Genomic DNA, 21,526 nt, shown 5'->3' with positions numbered 1-21,526 from the left:
AAAATAGTTAAAGATTCTTTAGTCGTACCTCTTTCTGAATGACAGCTCAATAAAAGCTATCTTCCAAAAGGGAAGGAATTCAAGAAAAGTAAAGCATAATTAAATTTATAGAACTAAAAATTGAGGACTAAATAATTCTCCTCCTTTTTTCAAGGAGGAGTGGATTTCGTCCTCGTAAAAGGAGGAAAGACGAGGTGGTTATTTATCATATAATCACACTATCATTAATCCTATTGCTCTTCATCTGCCAAAGGAGAAATCATAATGTGTGCTCTATGCGTTCCAGGATTCATAATCCAAGGATGGTTTGAGGCTAAAGGAGCTTCTGGTAAACCTGTAGATTCTGAAGTTGCCCAAGGCATATAAACCACATAGCGTAGTTTAGCTCCTTCTACTTTAGATGTTTCAGGGTCGTATGCTGTTGATTTTCCGAAGTAAATATGCAAAGTAGCTCCAGTTGTGATTTTGAGAGCACCAGATTTAACTTCTTCCTCACGAATATCAAAAATCTCTTTAGGATTCTTTCCTTCTGCTTTTAAAGCACGTCCTCTTGCCATAAAAGGTTCTAAATCTTTATGATAGCATGCTGCACTAAATCCGTTTTTATTAGGATCATCTGCAAGAATAATAAACTCGTTTGTACCTTCTTTAAGTGTCACGAATTCGCCTTTCATATTGTAACCAATAACTTTAGAGTTAGCTCTACTTTCTTCAGGAGCTGCCATTAATGCTGTGGCAATTAAATCGGCATCTGTAGTAATAGTCTTTAATTCTCTATGGTTTTCAATTGGAGTATTTTCTTCTGTGATTTCTATTTTAGTAGAATTCTCAGTTGTTGTTTTAGTCTGTTCTGAAGAATTACAAGACACTAACAATCCTGTAAAAACTAAAGCTGTAATCAGATGTTTCATGTGTGTAGATGTTTTAAAAATTATTATGTGACATTGCGTATTGGAAAAAAACAATATATATGTTGTTTTGAAAACACTTAAGCAAAGCTTAGCGACTTACAAATTTCATATTCTTAACTGTCGTTTGGCTAAACTCTTTCCTAGTAATAATCCAATGACGGCTAATATAATATCACTAATGCTAAACCATAACTCTTTAGGTAACATTACGACATTAAAAATAGTTGCAGCCAACATTAAACCTCCAACAATATAAGCAGGTACCATACTGGTTTTAGAAATTAATCCTGCAACGAACATGCCTACAACAATTCCCATAAAATGACCAATTACAACCATGACTTTTGCTCCTGTTGGGATGAGGTTCATATTGTTTTTTATCCATTCCATATCCATTGGGTTGGCACCTTCTGGTAAAGGGAATAAGCTATGACCAATTAAGGTTTCAAAGATGTAAACCGTTAATGAGGCTAAAATGAAACCTACAATTGTTGCTAGAATATTTTTCATTGTACTGAAGGATTAGTTTGTTGGAATGAAGATACTGAAAAATTTTGACAGGTGTAATTAATTAGAGATTTCGTTTGAATGTGTTTATGCATGATTTCGTGTCGTGTTTAAGCAACTAAATTGGCAAAAATGAAACGAACCAGAAGAAATACCATAATAATTTCCATGTAGGTTAGAACTAGCAATGAACTATACACCATATTGGCTGTAGGTGTAATTAAACTCTATAGCTTTAACTTATAAGACCATTGTTTAGGTATAATCCAATAAGACTGAAGGTGTTAATTATTCCATGTGCAATTATTATAGGAAAAAGTTTTCGCTTAATTATAAAATAGACTGAGCCAAATATAAGGGCAATACAACTAGTGGCAATAACACCTGCTAGTCCTTGATAAATATGTAAAATTCCAAATATTACAGCATGTATTATTAATGCGATGAGTATTCCCAATTTATTATTTCCTGTACAATCTAACAATCTATTTAGTAGATACCCACGAAATAATAATTCTTCACCTAACGCTGCACCAAACCAAACAACTGAAATTAGGTAACCTATAAACACAAGAGGTTTTCCCATAAAAAAAGAAAATCTATCAGCTACACCTACTGGGTTTGTAAGCCCAAAACTTCCCAATATTGGTTTTACAATTAGTCCCATAATTGAAAAAACTAGTATTACAGTACCAAGTGCTATCAATATATTGCTTAACCAATTTCGTGTACCTTTTGGAAACTTAGGCCTAAACACTTTCCATTTTATTTTTTTTTGTTTCATGAAAATTGTGCTTACTATAATTCCACACCAAATTGCTATTGAGCCTGCACCAATCACCTCGAAATAATCTGCGAGATGTTTTATGGTCAATATAGTTAGGAATACAATTGCTATTTCTACAAAAATTTTAATATCAAAGGATTTTTTTTGTGGTTCTATATTATTCATCTGTTTGTTTTTTTGTAAGTTTAGGACAAATTTACTAATAATAATTTAATTAGGACAAGTTTACTAATGAAATCGACAAAAGACAAAATACTATATAATTCAAGGCGCTTATTTAATGAGCAATCTTATAGTTCAGTAACCATTAGAATGATTGCAAAATCGTTAAAGATGAGTTCAGGGAATTTAAACTATCATTTTAAAAAACGTGAAGAAATTTTGGAGGCTTTATATTTTGAAATGACAGAAGAATTCGATTATAGACTCTTAAGTTTCCCTGCGATGGAAGTTTCTATAAATCAAATAAAAATTGAAATTAAGTTGACGATGAAACGAATGATTGATTATCAATTTTTCTGGACAGATTTATATAATATATTAAATTTAAATGCTAATATTAAAACACATTTTCATGAAATATATGATGCACGATTTCAGAGTTATATCTTTTTATTTACTCAATTAAAAAAGAATAAATTAATGAAGGTATCTATACTGGACTGGGAATGTCAAAATCTTGCCGAACAAATGATTGTTTATAGTAATACTTGGTTGTATTCTACCGTATTATATGGAGGGAAAATACAGGATAGTATAATAGAAAAAAAAGCAAATACTTTATTAAGTTTACTTTATCCTTACCTTACTTTAAAAGGAAAGAAAGAATTTTATGAAATTACAAACTTTAATGAAAGTTAAATCTGTTTTTTAAAAATATTATCTTATTGAGATGTTTAATTTACATCCAACTGCAGTTAAACGAAGTTCGAGTATTTTTTTGATAAAGTGAATGCGTAAACGACGTATGTATAAAACAATAAAGTCCCAAACCTAAGTTTGGGACGTTTCAATAAAAATGAAGTCAACCATGTATTAAGCTCTATTTGCTTTGATTGGACAACCAATAGCTTTAGTAAAATTTGGTTCTGGTTTTGTACCATTTTTTAAAGCATTAATGGCATCTTCTAAGTAGTTTACTTTAACATCTTTAGGAGATTTTGCATTGTCATCAATGGTGCCAATGTATTGTACTTTACGGTCGCTGTCTAATAAAAATACGTGAGGTGTTCTTACAGCACCATATTGAGGGTAGATTTTTTGTCCTTCATCAACAAGGTAAGGAAACGTAAATCCTTTTTCTTTGGCACGTAATTTCATAGCTTCATAGCCTTCTTTTTCGTTTTCAGGACTGTTTGGGTTAATAGCTACTACAGGATATCCTTGTGGTGCATAGGTATTATTAATAGTTATTAAGCGGTCTTCATATAATTTTGAAAACGGACACTCATTACAGGTAAATGTTACAATATATCCTTTAGCTTTATCAATACTGGCTAATGATACCATAGATCCATTTACGTTTTTTAGATTAAAATCTGTGGCCACATCACCAATGTTGTAGCCTCCAATTTCTTCTAACGTCTTTGTTTGCTCTGGGCTTCCAGTTGGTGGTCCTTTACGGTCGCCTGGAGGTGGAGCTTTATGGTCGCCATCTTGGTGTGGTCCTTTTGGGTTTTTATCTCGATGTACTGATAATTCTTGTGTACCATTAGTCTCATTTTTACAAGAGATTAATACACTTGTTGATAAACCAATAATGGCAATTAATATGCTTATTTTTTTCATTTGTGTTGGTCTTAATATTTATGTATTGTGTTTTGTACTTCGTTTTCTAAATCTTCAAAACTTTCAAAAGAGCGTTCAAAAAAAGCACGCTTTTCTGCATTGAATATAATGGTAAATGGAATGGCTCCAGACCAATTAGGATCTATTTTATCAATCCATGTATTAGAATCTGGATCATCTAAAAGCACGACTTTAGATGTGATACCATGCTTTTGTAAAAAAGGTTTGAGTTTAGTATCTATATCTTTTTGAAAATCTAAACTCACTAATAAAATTTCGGCATCAGGATAGGCTTTTGCATATTGCTGAATATAAGGTAGCTCCTTAACACAAGGTGCACACCACATGGCCCAAAAATTAACAATATAGGTTTTGTTAGATGTTGTATACAGCAAGGGTTCGAAAGAGGTGAAGTTGTGTACTGGAATATCAGTACTCATATCCACGGTATGTTCATTATCATTTACCGTAGTAATTGCAGAGGCATTGTCTTTACATCTACTAAACACTAGTAAAACAATGATAAAATAACTATAATTAAGCTTTGCTAGTAAGCGTTTTGTAAGTGTTGATATTGTGATCATTTTATAACATGTGATATTAAGACGTCAAAAAAGAATAAAGGTTTAATTTCATTTCTATTTTTTTTACATTAAAAAAAAATCCCGAACAAATAGTCGAGATTTTAAATTTCCGCAGTAAAACGGAATGATAATTATATTTAAGATTTATCGTTATGGTCTAAATGACAGTTTGGTGTTTTACACTTGAGTATATTGCCAAACGTCGTTTAGCTACTATTACTCAATCAAAACCCATTCGCCTTTAGCGATTAATGGTTCGGCTTGTTTAAATTTTACAGTTTTGTTCTCACCACTCATAACATGCTTAATCGTTACACGATCATTACGACCAATTTTTGGTTTATCACGAACCACTGTCTCAATAACTTCTTGTTGACGAGAAGCACCAGAACCAACAGCTCTACTTTGCGCAGCACGTTCATCCATATTAGGGATTTCTTCCTTTTGCGTTTGTAAATTTTCTTGCTTACGCTCTTTAGCTTCTTGGATATTGTTTTGTGTTTCTTGAGGTAATTCTCCTTTAAATAAGAATGAAATGACATCTTTATTCACTTGGTCAATCATGTCTTTGAATAACTCAAAAGCTTCAAACTTATAGATTAACAACGGATCTTTTTGCTCATGAACAGCTAATTGTACCGATTGCTTTAACTCATCCATTTTACGTAAATGCGTTTTCCAGGCATCATCAACAATGGCTAATGAGATATTTTTTTCAAAATCATTAATTAACTGTGTGCCTTTCGTTTCGTAAGCTTTCTCAAGATCTGTAACCACTTGTAAGTTTTTTACACCATCTGTAAAAGGCACCACGATACGCTTGTATTTATCACGTTGATTAAGGTAAACATTCTCAATCACAGGATAAGCTAATTCTGCATTGCGCTCCATTTTAGCTCTATAATGTTCAAAGGCAGCTTTATAAACTTTACCTGCAATGTCTTGTACGTTTAGTTTTCTAAATTCTGCTTCGGAAATTGGCGAACTCATAGAGAAGTATCTAATTAATTCAAACTCGAAGTTCTTGAAATCTTCGGCAGCTTTGTTAGACTCTGCTATTCCTTCCGAAGTATCATAAATCATATTAGCCAAATCTACACGAAGACGATCGCCTTCTAATGCATGACGACGTCGTTTGTAAACCACTTCACGTTGTGCATTCATCACATCATCATATTCTAGTAAACGCTTACGCACACCAAATTGGTTTTCTTCCACTTTTTTCTGAGCACGCTCAATAGATTTAGAAATCATAGAATGTTGAATAACTTCTCCTTCTTGTAATCCCATTTTATCCATCATTTTGGCAATACGTTCACTACCAAAAAGACGCATTAAATTATCTTCTAGAGATACATAAAATTGCGAACTACCAACATCACCTTGACGACCAGCACGACCTCTTAACTGTCTGTCAACACGACGAGAATCATGACGCTCTGTACCAACAATGGCTAAACCTCCTGCTGCTTTTACTTCGTCTGTTAATTTAATATCTGTACCACGACCTGCCATATTGGTTGCAATGGTTACTTGACCAGATCGTCCTGCTTCATCAACAATTTCGGCCTCTTTTTTATGCTGTTTTGCATTTAAGACATTGTGAGGGATCTTGCGAATACTCAACATTTTACCTAAAAGCTCACTAATTTCAACCGATGTTGTACCAATTAATACTGGACGACCAGCTTGTGATAATGCTGTGACATCATCAATAACTGCGTTGTATTTTTCTCGTTTTGTTTTATAAACTAAATCTTGCTTATCATCTCTTGCAATGGGTCTGTTGGTTGGGATTTCAACCACATCTAATTTATAGATTTCCCATAATTCTCCAGCTTCAGTTACCGCAGTTCCTGTCATACCAGAAAGTTTACGGTACATTCTAAAGTAATTTTGAAGCGTTACTGTTGCAAATGTTTGGGTTGCATCTTCAATTTTTACATTTTCTTTAGCTTCTATCGCTTGGTGTAAACCGTCACTATAACGACGACCATCCATAATACGACCTGTTTGCTCATCTACAATCATTACTTTATTATCCATTACAACGTATTGGATATCTTTTTCAAATAATGCGTAGGCTTTAAGTAATTGGTTGAGTGTGTGAATACGTTCTGATTTAATTCCGAAGTCTCTAAATAATTCTTCTTTAGCTTCAGCTTCTTCCTCTTTTGTTAAGCCTTTAGACTCAATTTTAGAGATTTCCATCCCGATTTCGGGCATGACGAAGAAATCTGGATTATCTTTTCCGGAGATATATTCAACACCTTTATCTGTTAATTCAACCTGATTATTTTTTTCTTCGATAACGTAGTAGAGTTCTGCATCAACCTTAGGCATTTCTCTGTTGTTATCTTGCATGTAGAAGTTTTCAGTCTTCTGCAATAAAGTTTTAATGCCATCTTCACTCAAGAATTTGATTAATGCTTTATTCTTTGGGATACCACGATAAGCACGCAATAACAAGAAACCACCTTCTTTAGTGTCACCAGCTGCAATTAATTTTTTGGCTTCGGCTAAAACACCTACGAGTTCTTTTCTTTGAATACTCGCTAAATCTTCAACCTTAGGTTTTAGTTCGGTAAATTCATGACGATCACCTTGTGGTATTGGTCCTGAAATAATTAATGGTGTTCTAGCATCATCTACTAATACTGAATCGACCTCATCAATAATAGCATAGTGATGTGGACGTTGTACCAAATCGTCTGGCGAGTTAGCCATATTGTCTCTTAGGTAATCAAAACCAAATTCGTTGTTTGTACCATAAGTAATATCTGCTCTATAGGCTTTACGACGTGCTTCACTGTTAGGTTGATGGTAATCAATACAATCAATACTCATACCATGAAACTGAAATATTGGAGCCATCCAAGCGCTATCACGTTTTGCTAAGTAATCATTTACAGTTACTAAGTGTACTCCTTTTTCGGCCAATGCATTTAAGTAAACTGAAAGGGTTGCGACTAAGGTTTTACCTTCACCAGTTTGCATCTCTGCAATTTTACCTTGGTGCATAGCTGCACCACCAATTAGCTGTACGTCATAATGAATCATGTCCCAAGTAATTGGTTTACCTGCTGCATCCCAAGAATTTGCCCAAATGGCTTGATCTCCATTTAAGGTCACATAATCATTATCACCAGAAACCACACGATCAAACTCACTAGCGGTAACTGAGATTTCTGTATTATGAACAAAACGTTTTGCTGTTTCTTTAATCACAGCAAAGGCTTCTGGCATAATGTTGGTTAAAACCTCTTCGGTTACGGTGTAGATATCGTCGTTAATTTTATCAATTTCTACATAGATATCTTCACGTGCATCTATATCTTCGGTTGCCTCAGCATCTTTTGTTAATTGATCTATTTTATCTTGAAGTGGCTTGCGAGCCTCAGCAATTTTAGATTTGAATTCTATGGTTTTTGCTCTCAACTCATCGTGAGACAATTGCTCAAGTTTGCTTTCAAATGCTTTTACTTGATCTACAATAGGAGAGAGTGCTTTTACATCTTGCTTAGACTTGTCTCCTACAAATACTTTTAATACTGAATTTAAAAAACTCATTGGTGTTTATTTATTTTAATGACTTTGTCTAACGTTTAAAATTTATGTCAACCTAAACTTGGTTCAGTATGACAATTCAAAACTTTAGATAACGCCTTATCTTCAAAATTGTTAGACTTCAAAGATATGATTTGTGTTAGTTTTTTTGAAAGATAAAGGCACAAAAAAAGTCTCAACAAGAGACTTTTTAACTTTTATTTTACAATTAATATAACTTGAAAATACAAATTAAATTAATATTCGTCTTCGTTCCAAAGGTAATCCTCATCTGTTGGATAGTCTGACCAAATTTCTTCAATTGAATCGTAAGAGTCGCCTTCATCTTCTATCGCTTGTAGATTTTCAACAACTTCCAAAGGAGCTCCTGTTCTAATAGCGTAATCAATTAATTCATCTTTAGTTGCTGGCCAAGGTGCATCACTTAAATACGATGCTAATTCTAATGTCCAATACATGTGTTATGCGTTTTAAATTTCTGCAAAAATAAAATTATAGTTCAGAAAGTCAAGAAAAAAGTGAATTAATTAAATAAAAATTTAAAAGAACTTATGTTTTTTAATGATTTTAGGCCAAATGAACTATAAAATATGTTCGCAATTTGTTATTGATACCAATTTTAATTTTAGATGACAGTAGTAAAAATGTTTAGTTTTTTTACTGAAATTTCAAACCAGAATTGCAGTTATGATTCTTTCTTCGGAATCCATTTAACTTCATTGGCTTGTAAATCATAAGACAACTTTCGTGCCAACACAAATAGGTAGTCAGAAAGTCGGTTGAGGTAGGTTAAACTTTCTGGTTGAAACGGTTCTAAGTCATTAAGAGCACTTGCTAACCGTTCGGCTCTTCTACAAACACAGCGAGCAATGTGACAGAATGACACCGTTTGATGTCCTCCTGGCAATACAAAATGCGTCATTTGAGGTAACGACTCGTTCATTTTATCCATTTCTTGCTCTAATTGCTCAATATCTTCTTCGGAAATTTTAGGTATATTCAATCTGTCCTTTCCATTTTTAAGCGTTGCCTTTTCAGGATCTGTGGCTAAAATAGCACCAACGGTAAATAACCGATCTTGAACATCAATCAATACATCTTTGTAGTGATTATTAATGTTTTGGTCTCTAATTAATCCTAAGTGAGAATTGAGTTCATCTACGGTTCCGTAGCTATCAATTCTAATATGATGTTTAGGAACTCTAGTACCGCCAAATAATGCGGTTGTACCTTTATCTCCTGTTTTTGTATATATTTTCATTTTGAAATAGTTCTATTACGAAATCAAAGTTACGTATTAGTTTTTTCTCGCAGAGATGTAACGTCATAAAGTCACGAAGCTTATTTTAAGGCGATTACTTGCGTTTGCTTTAAAGCGTATTCTTAAACTCTTGTTCTAATTCAACGTATCGCTCTCAATAATGCCATCACGCAATCTAATAACGCGACGTGCATGAGCTGCAATGTCTTCTTCGTGCGTTACCATAATAACGGTATTGCCCGCTTTGTGGATCTCATCAAAAAGCGCCATGATTTCGTGACCAGTTTTAGAGTCTAAGTTACCTGTAGGTTCATCTGCAAGAATAATAGATGGTTTGTTTACTAAGGCGCGACCTACAGCCACACGTTGCCGTTGACCACCAGAGAGTTGGTTAGGTCTATGATCCATACGGTCTGAAAGGCCAACTTCCGTTAAGACCTCTTCGGCACGTTTGGTACGTTCTGTTTTAGATTTTCCTGCGTAAACCATTGGTAAAGCCACATTGTCTAAAGCTGTAGTTCTTGGTAAAAGGTTAAAGGTTTGAAATACGAAGCCAATTTCAGTGTTTCTAATTTCGGCTAGATCATCATCACTCATTTGGCTTACATCTTTTCCATTTAGAATGTATGAACCACCAGTTGGTGTGTCTAAACAGCCCAAAAGGTTCATAAGTGTTGATTTGCCAGAACCAGAAGGTCCCATGATGGCAACGTAATCGCCTAGTTCTATATCTAAATCGATACCTTTTAAAACGTGAACGGTTTCTTGACCTAATTGAAAATCACGAATGATATTTCTAATTTCAATAACATGACTCATAACGAGAATTAACTTTTAAATGATGTTTCTGCAATATAATCAATAAGACGCTAAACCATAAGAGTTGTTACACTCTAATGGTGAAATTTTCTTTCACTTGTTCTGTTCTAAAGCATACAAGTCCCCAAAAAAAAGTGTCTATTGTAACTGTTACTTTTGGGTGTGTTTTGATAATTTCCCAAGCTTTCATCATGTCTTTAGACCAGTAAATATCATCAAAAATAAATACCGAATCGTTGTGGGATTGGTTTATTAGTGTCTCAAAATAGTTGAGTGTTGCTGTTTTATTATGATTTCCGTCGAAAAAAATAAGATCGTAAGTTTGATCTTTTAAATTAGGAAGGGTTGTTTTAAAAGCGCCAGTTTTAATAGTAATGTTTTTAATAGTTGCTTCGGAAATTTGCTTTCTTGCAAATTTTGAGATGTTTGGGCAACCTTCTAAAGATATTATATGATTATCTGTTTTGGCTAATGCCATAGCTTGAGTAGCAATGCCTAAAGAAGTGCCTAATTCTAAGGTGTGTTTTGGATTTAAGTACTTGACTAAGCGATAGAGTAATTGCGCACGTTTTAAAGATGTGCCAGAGTTTTTGGCAATAGCACTAATTTGTCTTTCGTTAGATTTAAAAACTTTAGAGCCTGAACCAAAATCGGTTATTTTAATGTTTTTTTTGTTTTTTAATAATGAGTTGCGATAGTTTTTAAGTTTAGCATATTCAGGATATTCTGTTTTGTCATAAAAGCATTGAGTGACTAAATCATACACAAAAGGTGAGTGTACACCATGTTGATTGGTAGATTTTAATAAGAACTTTATGTATTGAATGAATTGAAACACGCTTTAACTATATTGGTTATAGTCCTAATTTTTCTGCTAGTTCAAACCATCTCATTTCTTTTGTTTCGATGTCATCAATAATGACTTGTAATTGTTGAGATAATTCGGTGATTTTTTCTTGGGACAGATTTTCGTCTAGAAATTTTTCTTCCAGTTTTTTCTTGTCTAATTCTAGTGAACGGATTTTACTTTCAAGGTTTTTGTATTCTTTCTGTTCGTTGTAAGTTAATTTATCTGCTTTGTTCTGGTCTAGTTGATTTTCCGAAGTATTAGACGTTGTCGTTTCTGGTTTTGTTTCTGGAGGAGTTGAGGCTTCATACTCGCGATAATCTGTGTAATTGCCTGGAAAATCTTGAACTTCACCTTGACCTTTAAACACAAATAGGTGGTCTACAATTTTATCCATAAAATACCTGTCGTGAGACACTACAAGTAAACAGCCAGGAAAGTCTAATAGGAAATCTTCGAGAATATTTAAGGTAACAATATCTAAATCGTTTGTAGGTTCATCCAGAATTAGGAAATTAGGGTTTTGTATTAAAACGGTACATAAGTACAATCGTTTTTGTTCGCCACCACTTAATTTTTCTACGAAATCATGTTGTTTTTTTCCGTCAAAAAGAAAACGTTCTAGTAGTTGTTTGGCGCTAATTTGCCGTCCTTTTGTTAATGGAATGTATTCGCCAAATTCTTTAATAACGTCTATTACTTTTTGACCTTGTTTAACATGGATTCCACCTTGTGTGTAGTATCCAAATTTTACGGTTTCGCCAACTATGACTTTGCCAGCATCTGGCTCTAGTGCATCTGTTAACATGTTTAGGAAGGTGGATTTTCCTGTTCCGTTTTTTCCAATTATGCCAATGCGTTCACCACGTTTAAATGTGTATTCAAAATTTTTAAGAATTACAAGGTCATCAAATGATTTTGATACGTTATGGAATTCTACAATTTTGCTACCTAAACGTTCCATATTGATTTCTAATTCAATCTTATGGTCGTTTCTACGTTGGTGTGCTCGTTTTTTTATATCGCTAAAATCATCAATTCGAGATTTTGATTTTGTGGTTCTCGCTTTAGGTTGGCGACGCATCCATTCTAGCTCTTTTTTGAAGAGTTGCTTGGCTTTTCCGGTTTCAACTTGTTCTTGAGCAATTCTAGTTTCTTTGTTTTCTAAGTAATAGCTGTAATTACCTTTGTAATTGTACATTTTACCGTGATCTAGCTCGATAATTTCGTTACATACACGTTCTAAGAAGTAGCGATCGTGCGTGACCATGAATAATGTGAATTGCGCTTTGGCGAAGTATTGTTCTAGCCATTCAATCATTTCTAGATCTAAATGGTTGGTAGGTTCATCAAGAACTAATAAATCTGGATTACTAATTAAGGCTTGAGCAAGAGCGAGACGTTTTATTTGTCCGCCAGACATCGTGCTAATTTTTTGGTCTAGATTATGAAGGTTTAGTTGTGATAGAATTTGTTTAAACTGAAGTTCAAATTCCCAGGCATTATGGATATCCATTTGCTCAAATGCTTTTTGGTAGGCTTCAGCATCTTCGGGTTTTTGTAATGCTTTTTCGTAATTCTCAATGATTTTGAGTTGTGGAGATTCCGAAGAAAAAATAGTATCATTAATTGTTGATTTTGGATCAAACTGAGGATCTTGCGATAAAAAGGCTATTCGTAACCCGTTTCGCATGACGATTTGGCCTGAGTCTGGCGTGTCTGCACCTGAAAGGATATTAAGGATTGAGGTTTTACCGCTTCCGTTTTTCGCAACAAATGCTATTTTGTCATCTTTATGAATACTAAATGAGAGGTCTGAAAAGAGCTCTAATTCGCCATAAGATTTTGATATGTTTTCAACTGTTAAGTAGTTCAATGGAATATTTTTTACAAAGAAAGTGATATTACTCAAAAAAACGACTAATAGTTTTGATATTAATGGTGATAAGCTATATTTGTGAAGCAACAAGCAACGTTAAAATGAATAAAATATTATTGTTTACAGGATTGTTACTATGTGTATTATCAACTTCTTGTATACCTCATAAAGATACCATTTATCTTCAGCAAAAAGATATGGTTACAGATTCAAGTCAAGTTATGGTAAGGCAACCAAAACCATATCGTGTTCAAGTTAATGATATTTTAAATATTAGAATAAAGGTTTTAGATCAAGAAAATGCGGTTATTTTTAATCCCGTTGGAGAAGTTAACTTAAATGCAACTAGCTCTGAGCGTGCTTATTTTGATGGATTTACAGTGGATTTGCATGGTAATATAAGAATTCCGTCTTTAGGAAAAATTAATGTGCTTGGTTATACTGTTGAGGATATCGAAATGATGTTGAAGGAAAAACTTTTAAAGGAACAGTTCAAAGAGACTGCAAACATTTTTATAACTGTTAAACTGTCTGGATTACGTTATACCGCAAATGGTGAAGTGGGAAGACCAGGAACAGTTACCTTGTTTCAAGATCGTGTGAATATTTTTGAGGCTATTGCTAATGTAGGTGAAATACCCGTTACAGGGAATAAAAAGGAAGTGCAAATTATTAGGCAGTATCCACAAGGGCAACAAATTCATACTGTTGATTTAACAAATGTTAAGGTTATGAATTCACCGTATTATTATATTCAGCCTAATGATATTATTTATGTTAAACCACTACCTCAAAAATCAATAGGGACAGGGCAAACTGCTGTACAAACTTTGGGTACTATTGCTACGGTTGTGTCTCTAATTACTACTACTCTATTGTTATTTACAAGGTTATAGGATATGGATAATACTCAGGAAGAATTTGACTATAGTGAGTCTGGTCGTGTAAGTTTTGATTTTAAAGGCTACCTATTTAAAATATTAAATCTTTGGAAATTTGTATTAATATCTATTGGTATTGCTATTGGTATTGCATATTACATTAACGTTAGAAAACAAAGTGTTTATAAATTAGATTCGTTAATTTCTATTGAAAACGATCAAAATCCTTTTTTTACAGCTAACACAAGTATTTCATTTAATTGGGGAGGCGTTTCTGGTAAGGTTGGAAAAATTGTTACTGCAGTACAAACAAGAACTCATAACGAATTTGTTGTTGATTCGCTCCAGTTTTATATGGAATATTTAAGGGAAGGTAAATATAGAAAAGAAGATATCTATAAAAATGCGCCATTTGATTTAATCATTGACAAATCGAAACCTCAAGTGTTAAATTATCCGATAGGGATTAGAATTTTAAATGATACTGAATTTGAGGTGTTTACCGAATTTGAGGGTGAAAGGAAGACTGCTCAGTCGTACGGAGATAAATCAGTAGAGACCGTAGATGTGCCAATGGGTGTGTTTAAGAAAACGTTTAAAACAGGTGATGTCATCAATCTTCCTTTTTTAAATGGCCGTTTGGTATATAAAGCTCATATAAATCTAAAGCCTCAAACGGAGTATTTCATCAGGTTCTTAAATTTTGATGGGATTGTGAATAGGTATAAAAGAAGTATTATTATAGGGCCAGCCGCAGGTTCAGCTTCTTCTATTTTAAAGTTGCAATTGGCAGGGAATAATAAAGCTAAAATTGTAGATTATTTAAATGCAACTTCAGCAATTTTAAGTAAGTTAGAGTTAGAGCGTAAAAACTTGTACGCTACAAATACTATAAAATTTATTGATAGTAGTCTTGCAGCGGTTAATGTTGATCTTAAGGGTTTTGGAGATGAAATGAATGAATTTAGACGAAAGAATAAAGTGTTTAATGTTTCCGAAGAGATTTCACAAATTTCTGGGCAACTTAGAGGTTACGACGTTACTAAAGAGCAAGAAAACGCAAAATTAGCTTACCTTGATAACTTAGAAAGTTATTTAAAAACCAAAACCAATTATACCGAAATTGCAGCACCTACAAGTGTGGGTATTCAAGAAGATAATATTTTGTCTAGTGTGGGAAGAATAATTGCTTTAGCGGCAGAGCGTCAGAATCTTGAATATACTACTAAAGAAGGCTCTGAGTTATTTAAAGATTTAGACAGACGTATTGATGCTGAAAAAAATGTATTGTTAGAGACAATAAGTGCAACGAAAAAAACAATAAGGATACAATTGTCAACATTAAATCGCAATATTGCGAATTTAGAGGCAAAACTTATTGGCTTACCTGAGGATCAACAAGAATATCTTAAAATTCAAAGAAAATTAGATATTAGTCAAGAAGCCTATAACATTTATATGGTGAAACGCAGTGAAGCGGCTATTGTTAAAGCCGCTAATATATCTGACATTACGGTGATTGATGAGGCTAAAGATATAGGAGTTGGTCGTATAGGGCCTAACAAGACGCTTAATTACATGATGGCTTTAATGTTAGGTGTTTTTATTCCCTTGTTCTTGATTTTTGTCTTGTTTTTATTAGATAATACTATTCACGGATCTGATGAGGTTGAGCAACTTTCTAAAATCCCTATTTTAGGACTGCTGGGTAAATATAATTACAAAAACAATTTAATTGTTTTTGAAAAACCAAAGTCTGCGGTGGCTGAGTCTTTCAGGGCAATACGTTCTAGTCTGCAGTTTTTATATAAAAGACAAGGTAAGGTAGAAGGGAAAACGCTTATGGTCACATCATCAGTAAGTGGTGAGGGTAAAACCTTCTGCTCTATAAATATCGCAACTGTATATGCGTTGTCAGGTAAAAAGACTATCTTGTTAGGGTTAGATTTACGAAAACCGAAAATTTTTGGAGATTTTGATATTAGCAATGATAAAGGTGTTGTCAATTATTTAATTGGCGAAAGTAGTTTTGATGAGGTTAAATATACAACACATATTGAAAATTTAGATGTGGTCCCATCTGGACCTGTTCCTCCAAATCCATCAGAACTACTTATGAGTGATCAAATGAAAATTTTAATTGATCAACTTAGAAGAGATTATGATATGATTGTGTTGGATACGCCTCCTTTAGGTTTGGTTACAGATGCACTTGAATTAACACAATATGCAGATGCTACCATATTTATGGTGCGTTTAGACTATACCAAAAAAGGCATGTTAGCCTTAATTAACGCTAAATATAGAACTGGAGAGGTCAAAAATATTAGTTTTGTATTGAACTTCTATAAACATAAAACAAACCATAATTATGGTTATGGCTACGGTTATGGCTACGGTTATGGTTATGGTGTTTATGGTAATGCATATCATGAGCGAGAGGATATGTCTATATTAACAAAAATAAAACATTTTTTAAAACGGATTTAAATTGATCTCTAAAAAGCAACTTTTTTGGAAACGTATATTTGATTTTTTATTATCTCTAATGTTGTTTCCGTTATGTATTGCGCCTCTTTTTGTTCTAATTTTAATAGCAACATTCGACACCAAAACATATGGTATTTTCACGCAACAACGAGTAGGGCAGCATGGTCAGCTATTTAAGATATATAAATTAAGAACTCTTAAAGAAGAAGTTCATAATTTGGGACATCTTAGTAAAAGTGCAACTCGTATAGGTAAGTTTTTACGACGTACGAAGTTGGATGAACTTCCTCAATTGTTTAATGTTTTAATAGGAAATATGAGTTTTGTTGGACCTAGGCCAGATGTTCAGGGATTTGCAGATACATTAATTGGAGAAGATAGCGTTGTTTTAAAAGTGAAACCCGGCGTTACTGGACCGGCTACATTAAAATATAAAAGCGAAGAAGGTATTCTTGCTCAACAAAATGACCCAGAAAAATACAATAGAACGATTATTTGGGTAGATAAGGTTGAAATCAATAAAAAATATGTGCAGAATTGGAGTTTTTATTTAGATTTGAAACTTATTACTAAATCTATACTTAACTGAAAATGAATACAAGTAAAAAAATTACAATACTAGGACTAGGATATGTAGGTTTGCCATTGGCAGTAGAATTTGCCAAAAAATATATGGTAATAGGATTTGATATCAATGAAACACGAATCAAAGAACTAAACGATGGTATTGATAAAACATTAGAAGTTGAAGATGACCATTTAAAATCTGTACTTACAACAAATCCAAATGCTAGCACAGGATTATTCATTACAAATGATACCAATCAAATAGCAGACTCAAATGTGTATATTGTTACTGTGCCAACACCAACAGATGAGCTGAAAAGGCCTGTGTTTACACCGTTAATTAAAGCTAGTGAAAGTGTTGCTAAAGGTTTAAAAAAAGGGGATATAGTGATTTATGAATCCACTGTATATCCAGGTGCAACAGAAGATATCTGCGTACCAATTTTAGAGAAACATTCAGGATTAAAATTCAATCAAGATTTTTTTGCAGGCTATTCTCCAGAACGTATCAATCCTGGCGATAAATTACATACCGTTACAAAAATATTAAAAGTAACCTCTGGATCAACCCCAGAAATAGCAGTGGTTATTGATGATTTGTATAAATCTATCATAACAGCAGGAACACATTGTGCACCATCAATTAAGGTTGCCGAAGCGGCTAAAGTTATTGAGAATTCGCAACGAGATATAAATATTGCTTTTGTAAATGAGTTATCTAAAATTTTTAGAATATTAGATATAGATACCAAAGCTGTTTTAGAAGCTGCAGGTACCAAATGGAATTTTATAAATTTCTCTCCTGGTTTAGTTGGAGGGCATTGTATAGGTGTTGACCCTTACTATTTAGCTCAAAAAGCTATCGAATCTGGGTATAATCCTGAAATTATTTTGGCTGGTCGTAAGATGAACGATAGTATGGGAAGTTATGTAGCACAAGAATCTGTAAAAATGATGATTCAAAAAGGCGCAAGAATCAAAGGTTCTAACGTGCTTGTTTTAGGGATTACATTTAAAGAAAATTGTCCAGATATTAGAAACTCTAGAGTTATAGATATCATAGAAGAATTTGAAAGCTATAATGTAAACGTCGATGTTTATGATCCATGGGCATCCAAAGAAGAAGTTGAACATGAATATGGTTTTGGTTTATTAGATAAAGAAACGCAATTAAAACCAGATTATGATGCTATTGTTTTAGCAGTATCTCATGATGAATTTTTGAAATTAGATTTACAGAACCTAAAATCTGAGACCTGCATCATATTTGATGTAAAATCATTATTACCTAAACATACAACAGACGCTAGATTATAATGTACGAAAATAATTATCACAATCAAGATTTAAGCCAGTTGTCATTTTTAATCACTGGAGGAGGAGGATTTATAGGGTCTAACCTTGTGGAATACCTTTTAAAATATAACGCTAAAAAAGTACGTGTCTTAGATAATTTTTCTAATGGTCACAGGTATAATTTAACAGCGTTTCATGATCATCCTGCTTTTGAGCTTATTGAAGGCGATATTAGAGATTTGCAAACCTGTAAAGATGCTATGAAAGATATAGATTATGTCTCTCATCAAGCAGCTTTAGGTTCGGTGCCACGTTCTATAAATGATCCAGCAACAACCAATGAGGTGAATATATCTGGGTTTTTAAATATGATGATTGCTTTAAAAGACTCTACAACTGTAAAACGTATGGTATATGCAGCGTCTAGCTCTACTTATGGCGATAGTCAAACCTTGCCAAAAGTTGAAGATACTATTGGTAAACCCTTATCACCATATGCAGTGACTAAATATGTAAACGAGTTGTATGCAGATGTCTTCGGAAAAACGTATGACACAGATGTTATAGGCTTTAGATATTTTAATGTGTTTGGACCAAAACAAAGTCCTAATGGAGCATATGCAGCAGTAATACCATTATTTATGCAAGCGCTTAAAGATGAGGAATCTCCTAAAATTAATGGTGATGGAGGACAAACACGAGACTTTACATATATAGACAATGTAGTGCAAGCCAATGTGAAAGGTTTCTTTGCTTCAAAAGAAGCTAAAAATCAAGTGTTCAATGTTGCTTGTGGAGAACGAATAACTATTAATTATTTATGGAATTCACTTAAAGATTCTGCAAATTCTAATTTAGATGTTATTTATGGACCCGAACGTCAAGGAGACGTAAGAGATTCGTTGGCAGACATTTCAAAAGCAAATAACCTTTTAGGCTACGAGCCGCAATTTACAGTGAGAGAAGGATTAAAAATTACTTGGGATTCGTTTACATCTTAATTATAAAAACTAATATTGATTTTTATTAAAAAAGCTGTCTGGTAAAGACAGCTTTTTATATTTGTGACATTTTTTTTTAAAGATGATTTTTTATTCAAAAAAATATAGAATGATTTTAATTTATTATTCTTTAGACTGTGTTTTCGTTTACTAATGGAATTAGTATATTAGCACTATCAAAAAAGAAGTGTTTTAGAAACAAACCATGGCATTAAAAACTCGTGTTTATCAGAAGGAACGCACTATAAAATTTGGTAAGCTATTAATAGAGAGTTTAAGTGATATGTTTAAATCACGATTTTTGGCTAGACAGTTAGCTGAGAGAGATATTAAAGCTATGTACCGACAATCCTATTTAGGGATTATTTGGGCTTTTGTTACCCCATTGGCAACTGCAGCTGTATGGGTTTTTTTAAACAATAGTGGTACTGTTCGATTATCTGATACAGGGATACCCTATCCTGTTTATGCATTTTCAGGGACTTTGATTTGGTCTATTATTGTTGCTTCTATTAATTCGCCTATGCAGAGTACACAGGCTGCAAAAGGTATTCTTACTAAAATTAACTTTCCTAAGGAGGCTTTATTGCTTTCGGGGGTTTATAAGTTGTTATTTGATAGTTCTATTAAAATTTTACTCCTAATATTGTTTGTGTTTATTTATGGTGTTGGGTTTCATTGGAGTTTGTTTTTGTTTCCAATAGCTATAATTGGAGCTATACTTTTCGGAACCACTTTGGGCTTGTTTTTAACACCAATAGGGTTGCTTTACAAAGATATTGGAAAAATCATAACGTTTGGAATGCAGTTTTTAATGTACGTCACACCTGTGGTTTATGCCATTCCTAAAACAGGTATAATGAAAACTATTATGGAGTGGAATCCTATAACCCCAATAATATTAACAGCTCGTGATTTAGTTGTAGGGTTTTCACCAATTTATGTGGTTGATTTTTTAATAGTTTTAATGATTTGTATCCCTTTATTGTTCTTAGGGTTGATTATTTATCGTATCTCAATTCCAATTATTGTGGAGCGTTTGAGTGCTTAGGTTTTGAAAATTAATTTATAGTAGAAAAAAATAATATACATTATATGCCAAACATTAATTTATTTCATGTCTGAAAATAACCACATATCAATAAATAAAGAAGTTCTAGTAAAGGTAGAGGGGCTAAGCAAAAAATTTTGTAAAGATCTTAAAACAAGCCTATGGTATGGAGTTAAAGATTTGGTAAGTGGAGTGTTTGGGTCTAGTGAAGAACGTGAGTTGCGCCCTAAAGAGTTTTGGGCGGTTAAGGATATAAATTTTGAGCTTCGTCGTGGTGAATGTTTAGGTTTAATAGGTCATAATGGAGCTGGTAAAAGTACCTTGTTGAAGATTCTTAACGGACTTATCAATCCTGATGCAGGGAAAGTAACTATAAAAGGACGTGTAGGAGCACTTATAGAATTAGGAGCCGGTTTTAATCCTATTTTAAGCGGCCGAGAAAATATTTATAACAATGGTGCTATTTTAGGATTTACTCGAAAAGAGATTGATGCTAAACTAAATGAAATTATAGAATTTGCTGAACTTGAAGAGTTTATCGATATGCCTATTCAGCATTATAGTTCTGGTATGAAAGTACGTTTAGGCTTTGCCGTAGCTGCACAAATGGAGCCAGACGTATTAATTATTGATGAGGTTTTGGCGGTTGGAGATTTGGGTTTTATTTTAAAATGCTTTAAAACCATTGATACTATTTTGCCGCATACAGCAGTGATTTTTGTGTCTCATAGTATGCCAATGGTGTCTCGTATTTGTTCTCAAATTATTTTGATGGAACAAGGTTGTTCTCAGTTTAATGGTGATGATGTAGGAAAAGCTATTGATTTGTATTACAAGCGATTTACGAATAATGAGAGTAATATTGTTTTTGATGATGGAAGTTTAATTTTAGATAAAGTAGATATTATAAATGTAAAAAACGATAATAGTTTAATACAAGTTAATTGGGGTGACGATTTATGCATCGATTTATTATTTACAAACAACACCTTAACAGAATTACCTGCTTTTAGTCTAACTATTTTTGATAAAGAGCAGAGACCTGTAGCGTTGTTAACGCCTAATACGCTTGAGTCTGAAATACAATTTAATGAGAATAATATTCAATTTAGAGTTATACATAAAAAATTACAGCTTTCAAAAGGGGTTTATTCCATTAATGTTTCTGTTAACAATATGAAAAGTAAAGAGCCTTATTTAAGAATTAATAGTATTTTGGATTTTCAGATAATAAATGACTTAGAAACTTGGCCTCCTTTTTTATTGGAAGCTAATTACTCAAAGAAATAG

The 21,526-nt window shown here is 33.2% G+C and carries 19 protein-coding genes; 8 read left to right on the top strand and 11 right to left on the bottom strand.

Going from position 1 to position 21,526, the window contains the following annotated elements:
• Positions 1-230 precede the first annotated feature (230 nt).
• From TD29_RS00970 to TD29_RS17765, 3 genes are all read right to left on the bottom strand, one after another.
• The gene (locus TD29_RS00970) at positions 231-911 is read right to left on the bottom strand and encodes a hypothetical protein (RefSeq protein WP_040278234.1); all 681 of its coding nucleotides are present in this window, start codon (positions 909-911) and stop codon (positions 231-233) included.
• Positions 912-1,016: 105 nt separating this feature from the next.
• Positions 1,017-1,421: a hypothetical protein gene (locus TD29_RS00965; RefSeq protein WP_040278233.1), complete on the bottom strand. Its 405-nt coding sequence runs from the start codon at positions 1,419-1,421 to the stop codon at positions 1,017-1,019.
• 232 nt (positions 1,422-1,653) lie between these two features.
• Entirely contained in the window at positions 1,654-2,370 is a 717-nt protein-coding gene (locus tag TD29_RS17765; RefSeq protein WP_052466925.1) for a CPBP family intramembrane glutamic endopeptidase, read from the bottom strand.
• A 66-nt stretch (positions 2,371-2,436) separates the two neighbouring features.
• Here TD29_RS17765 and TD29_RS00955 point away from each other — a divergent pair, with 66 nt between their 5' ends.
• Positions 2,437-3,066 (top strand): TetR/AcrR family transcriptional regulator, encoded by a 630-nt coding sequence (locus tag TD29_RS00955; RefSeq protein WP_040278231.1) that lies wholly within the window; start codon positions 2,437-2,439, stop codon positions 3,064-3,066.
• Between the two features lie 174 nt (positions 3,067-3,240).
• On the opposite strand, the gene TD29_RS00950 is transcribed toward TD29_RS00955, so the two are convergent.
• From TD29_RS00950 to TD29_RS00915, 8 genes are all read right to left on the bottom strand, one after another.
• Positions 3,241-3,993 (bottom strand): thioredoxin family protein, encoded by a 753-nt coding sequence (locus TD29_RS00950; RefSeq protein WP_052466924.1) that lies wholly within the window; start codon positions 3,991-3,993, stop codon positions 3,241-3,243.
• Between the two features lie 11 nt (positions 3,994-4,004).
• Positions 4,005-4,577: a TlpA family protein disulfide reductase gene (locus tag TD29_RS00945; RefSeq protein ID WP_052466923.1), complete on the bottom strand. Its 573-nt coding sequence runs from the start codon at positions 4,575-4,577 to the stop codon at positions 4,005-4,007.
• A 216-nt stretch (positions 4,578-4,793) separates the two neighbouring features.
• Positions 4,794-8,147, bottom strand: coding sequence for a preprotein translocase subunit SecA (gene secA / locus TD29_RS00940; protein WP_040278230.1), 3,354 nt, complete (start codon positions 8,145-8,147; stop codon positions 4,794-4,796).
• Positions 8,148-8,380: 233 nt separating this feature from the next.
• Positions 8,381-8,602, bottom strand: a complete 222-nt coding sequence (locus TD29_RS00935; protein WP_010177336.1) for a DUF2795 domain-containing protein — start codon at positions 8,600-8,602, stop codon at positions 8,381-8,383.
• A 227-nt stretch (positions 8,603-8,829) separates the two neighbouring features.
• Complete coding sequence (locus TD29_RS00930) at positions 8,830-9,405, bottom strand: cob(I)yrinic acid a,c-diamide adenosyltransferase (protein WP_040278228.1); 576 nt, start codon at positions 9,403-9,405, stop codon at positions 8,830-8,832.
• Positions 9,406-9,540: 135 nt separating this feature from the next.
• Positions 9,541-10,224: an ABC transporter ATP-binding protein gene (locus TD29_RS00925; RefSeq protein WP_040278227.1), complete on the bottom strand. Its 684-nt coding sequence runs from the start codon at positions 10,222-10,224 to the stop codon at positions 9,541-9,543.
• A gap of 67 nt (positions 10,225-10,291) precedes the next feature.
• A complete protein-coding gene (locus TD29_RS00920; RefSeq protein WP_040278226.1) occupies positions 10,292-11,062 on the bottom strand; it encodes an O-methyltransferase in 771 nt (256 codons plus the stop codon).
• Positions 11,063-11,078: 16 nt separating this feature from the next.
• Positions 11,079-12,947 (bottom strand): ABC-F family ATP-binding cassette domain-containing protein, encoded by a 1,869-nt coding sequence (locus TD29_RS00915; protein WP_040278225.1) that lies wholly within the window; start codon positions 12,945-12,947, stop codon positions 11,079-11,081.
• 104 nt (positions 12,948-13,051) lie between these two features.
• Between TD29_RS00915 and TD29_RS00910 the strand changes: the two genes are divergently transcribed.
• The 7 genes from TD29_RS00910 (at position 13,052) to TD29_RS00880 (ending at position 21,526) form a co-directional block, all read left to right on the top strand.
• Positions 13,052-13,846, top strand: coding sequence for a polysaccharide biosynthesis/export family protein (locus TD29_RS00910; protein ID WP_040278222.1), 795 nt, complete (start codon positions 13,052-13,054; stop codon positions 13,844-13,846).
• A 3-nt stretch (positions 13,847-13,849) separates the two neighbouring features.
• Complete coding sequence (locus tag TD29_RS00905) at positions 13,850-16,321, top strand: exopolysaccharide transport family protein (RefSeq protein ID WP_040278221.1); 2,472 nt, start codon at positions 13,850-13,852, stop codon at positions 16,319-16,321.
• Position 16,322: 1 nt separating this feature from the next.
• Positions 16,323-16,910, top strand: a complete 588-nt coding sequence (locus TD29_RS00900; protein WP_241485191.1) for a sugar transferase — start codon at positions 16,323-16,325, stop codon at positions 16,908-16,910.
• 2 nt (positions 16,911-16,912) lie between these two features.
• On the top strand, positions 16,913-18,205 hold the full coding sequence (locus TD29_RS00895) for a nucleotide sugar dehydrogenase (protein WP_040278220.1): 1,293 nt from the start codon (positions 16,913-16,915) through the stop codon (positions 18,203-18,205).
• Entirely contained in the window at positions 18,205-19,185 is a 981-nt protein-coding gene (locus TD29_RS00890) for an SDR family oxidoreductase (RefSeq protein WP_040278219.1), read from the top strand. The genes TD29_RS00895 and TD29_RS00890 overlap by 1 nt, the downstream gene beginning before the upstream one ends.
• Before the next feature lie 205 nt (positions 19,186-19,390).
• Entirely contained in the window at positions 19,391-20,236 is an 846-nt protein-coding gene (locus tag TD29_RS00885) for an ABC transporter permease (RefSeq protein ID WP_040278217.1), read from the top strand.
• Positions 20,237-20,302: 66 nt separating this feature from the next.
• Positions 20,303-21,526, top strand: a complete 1,224-nt coding sequence (locus tag TD29_RS00880; protein WP_040278216.1) for an ABC transporter ATP-binding protein — start codon at positions 20,303-20,305, stop codon at positions 21,524-21,526.

Origin of the sequence: Psychroserpens damuponensis (assembly GCF_000826655.1) — a bacterium.
GTDB classification, from domain to species: domain Bacteria; phylum Bacteroidota; class Bacteroidia; order Flavobacteriales; family Flavobacteriaceae; genus Psychroserpens; species Psychroserpens damuponensis.
Note: the sequence above shows the minus strand (reverse complement) of the source record. Positions and strands in the feature narration are given on the sequence as shown.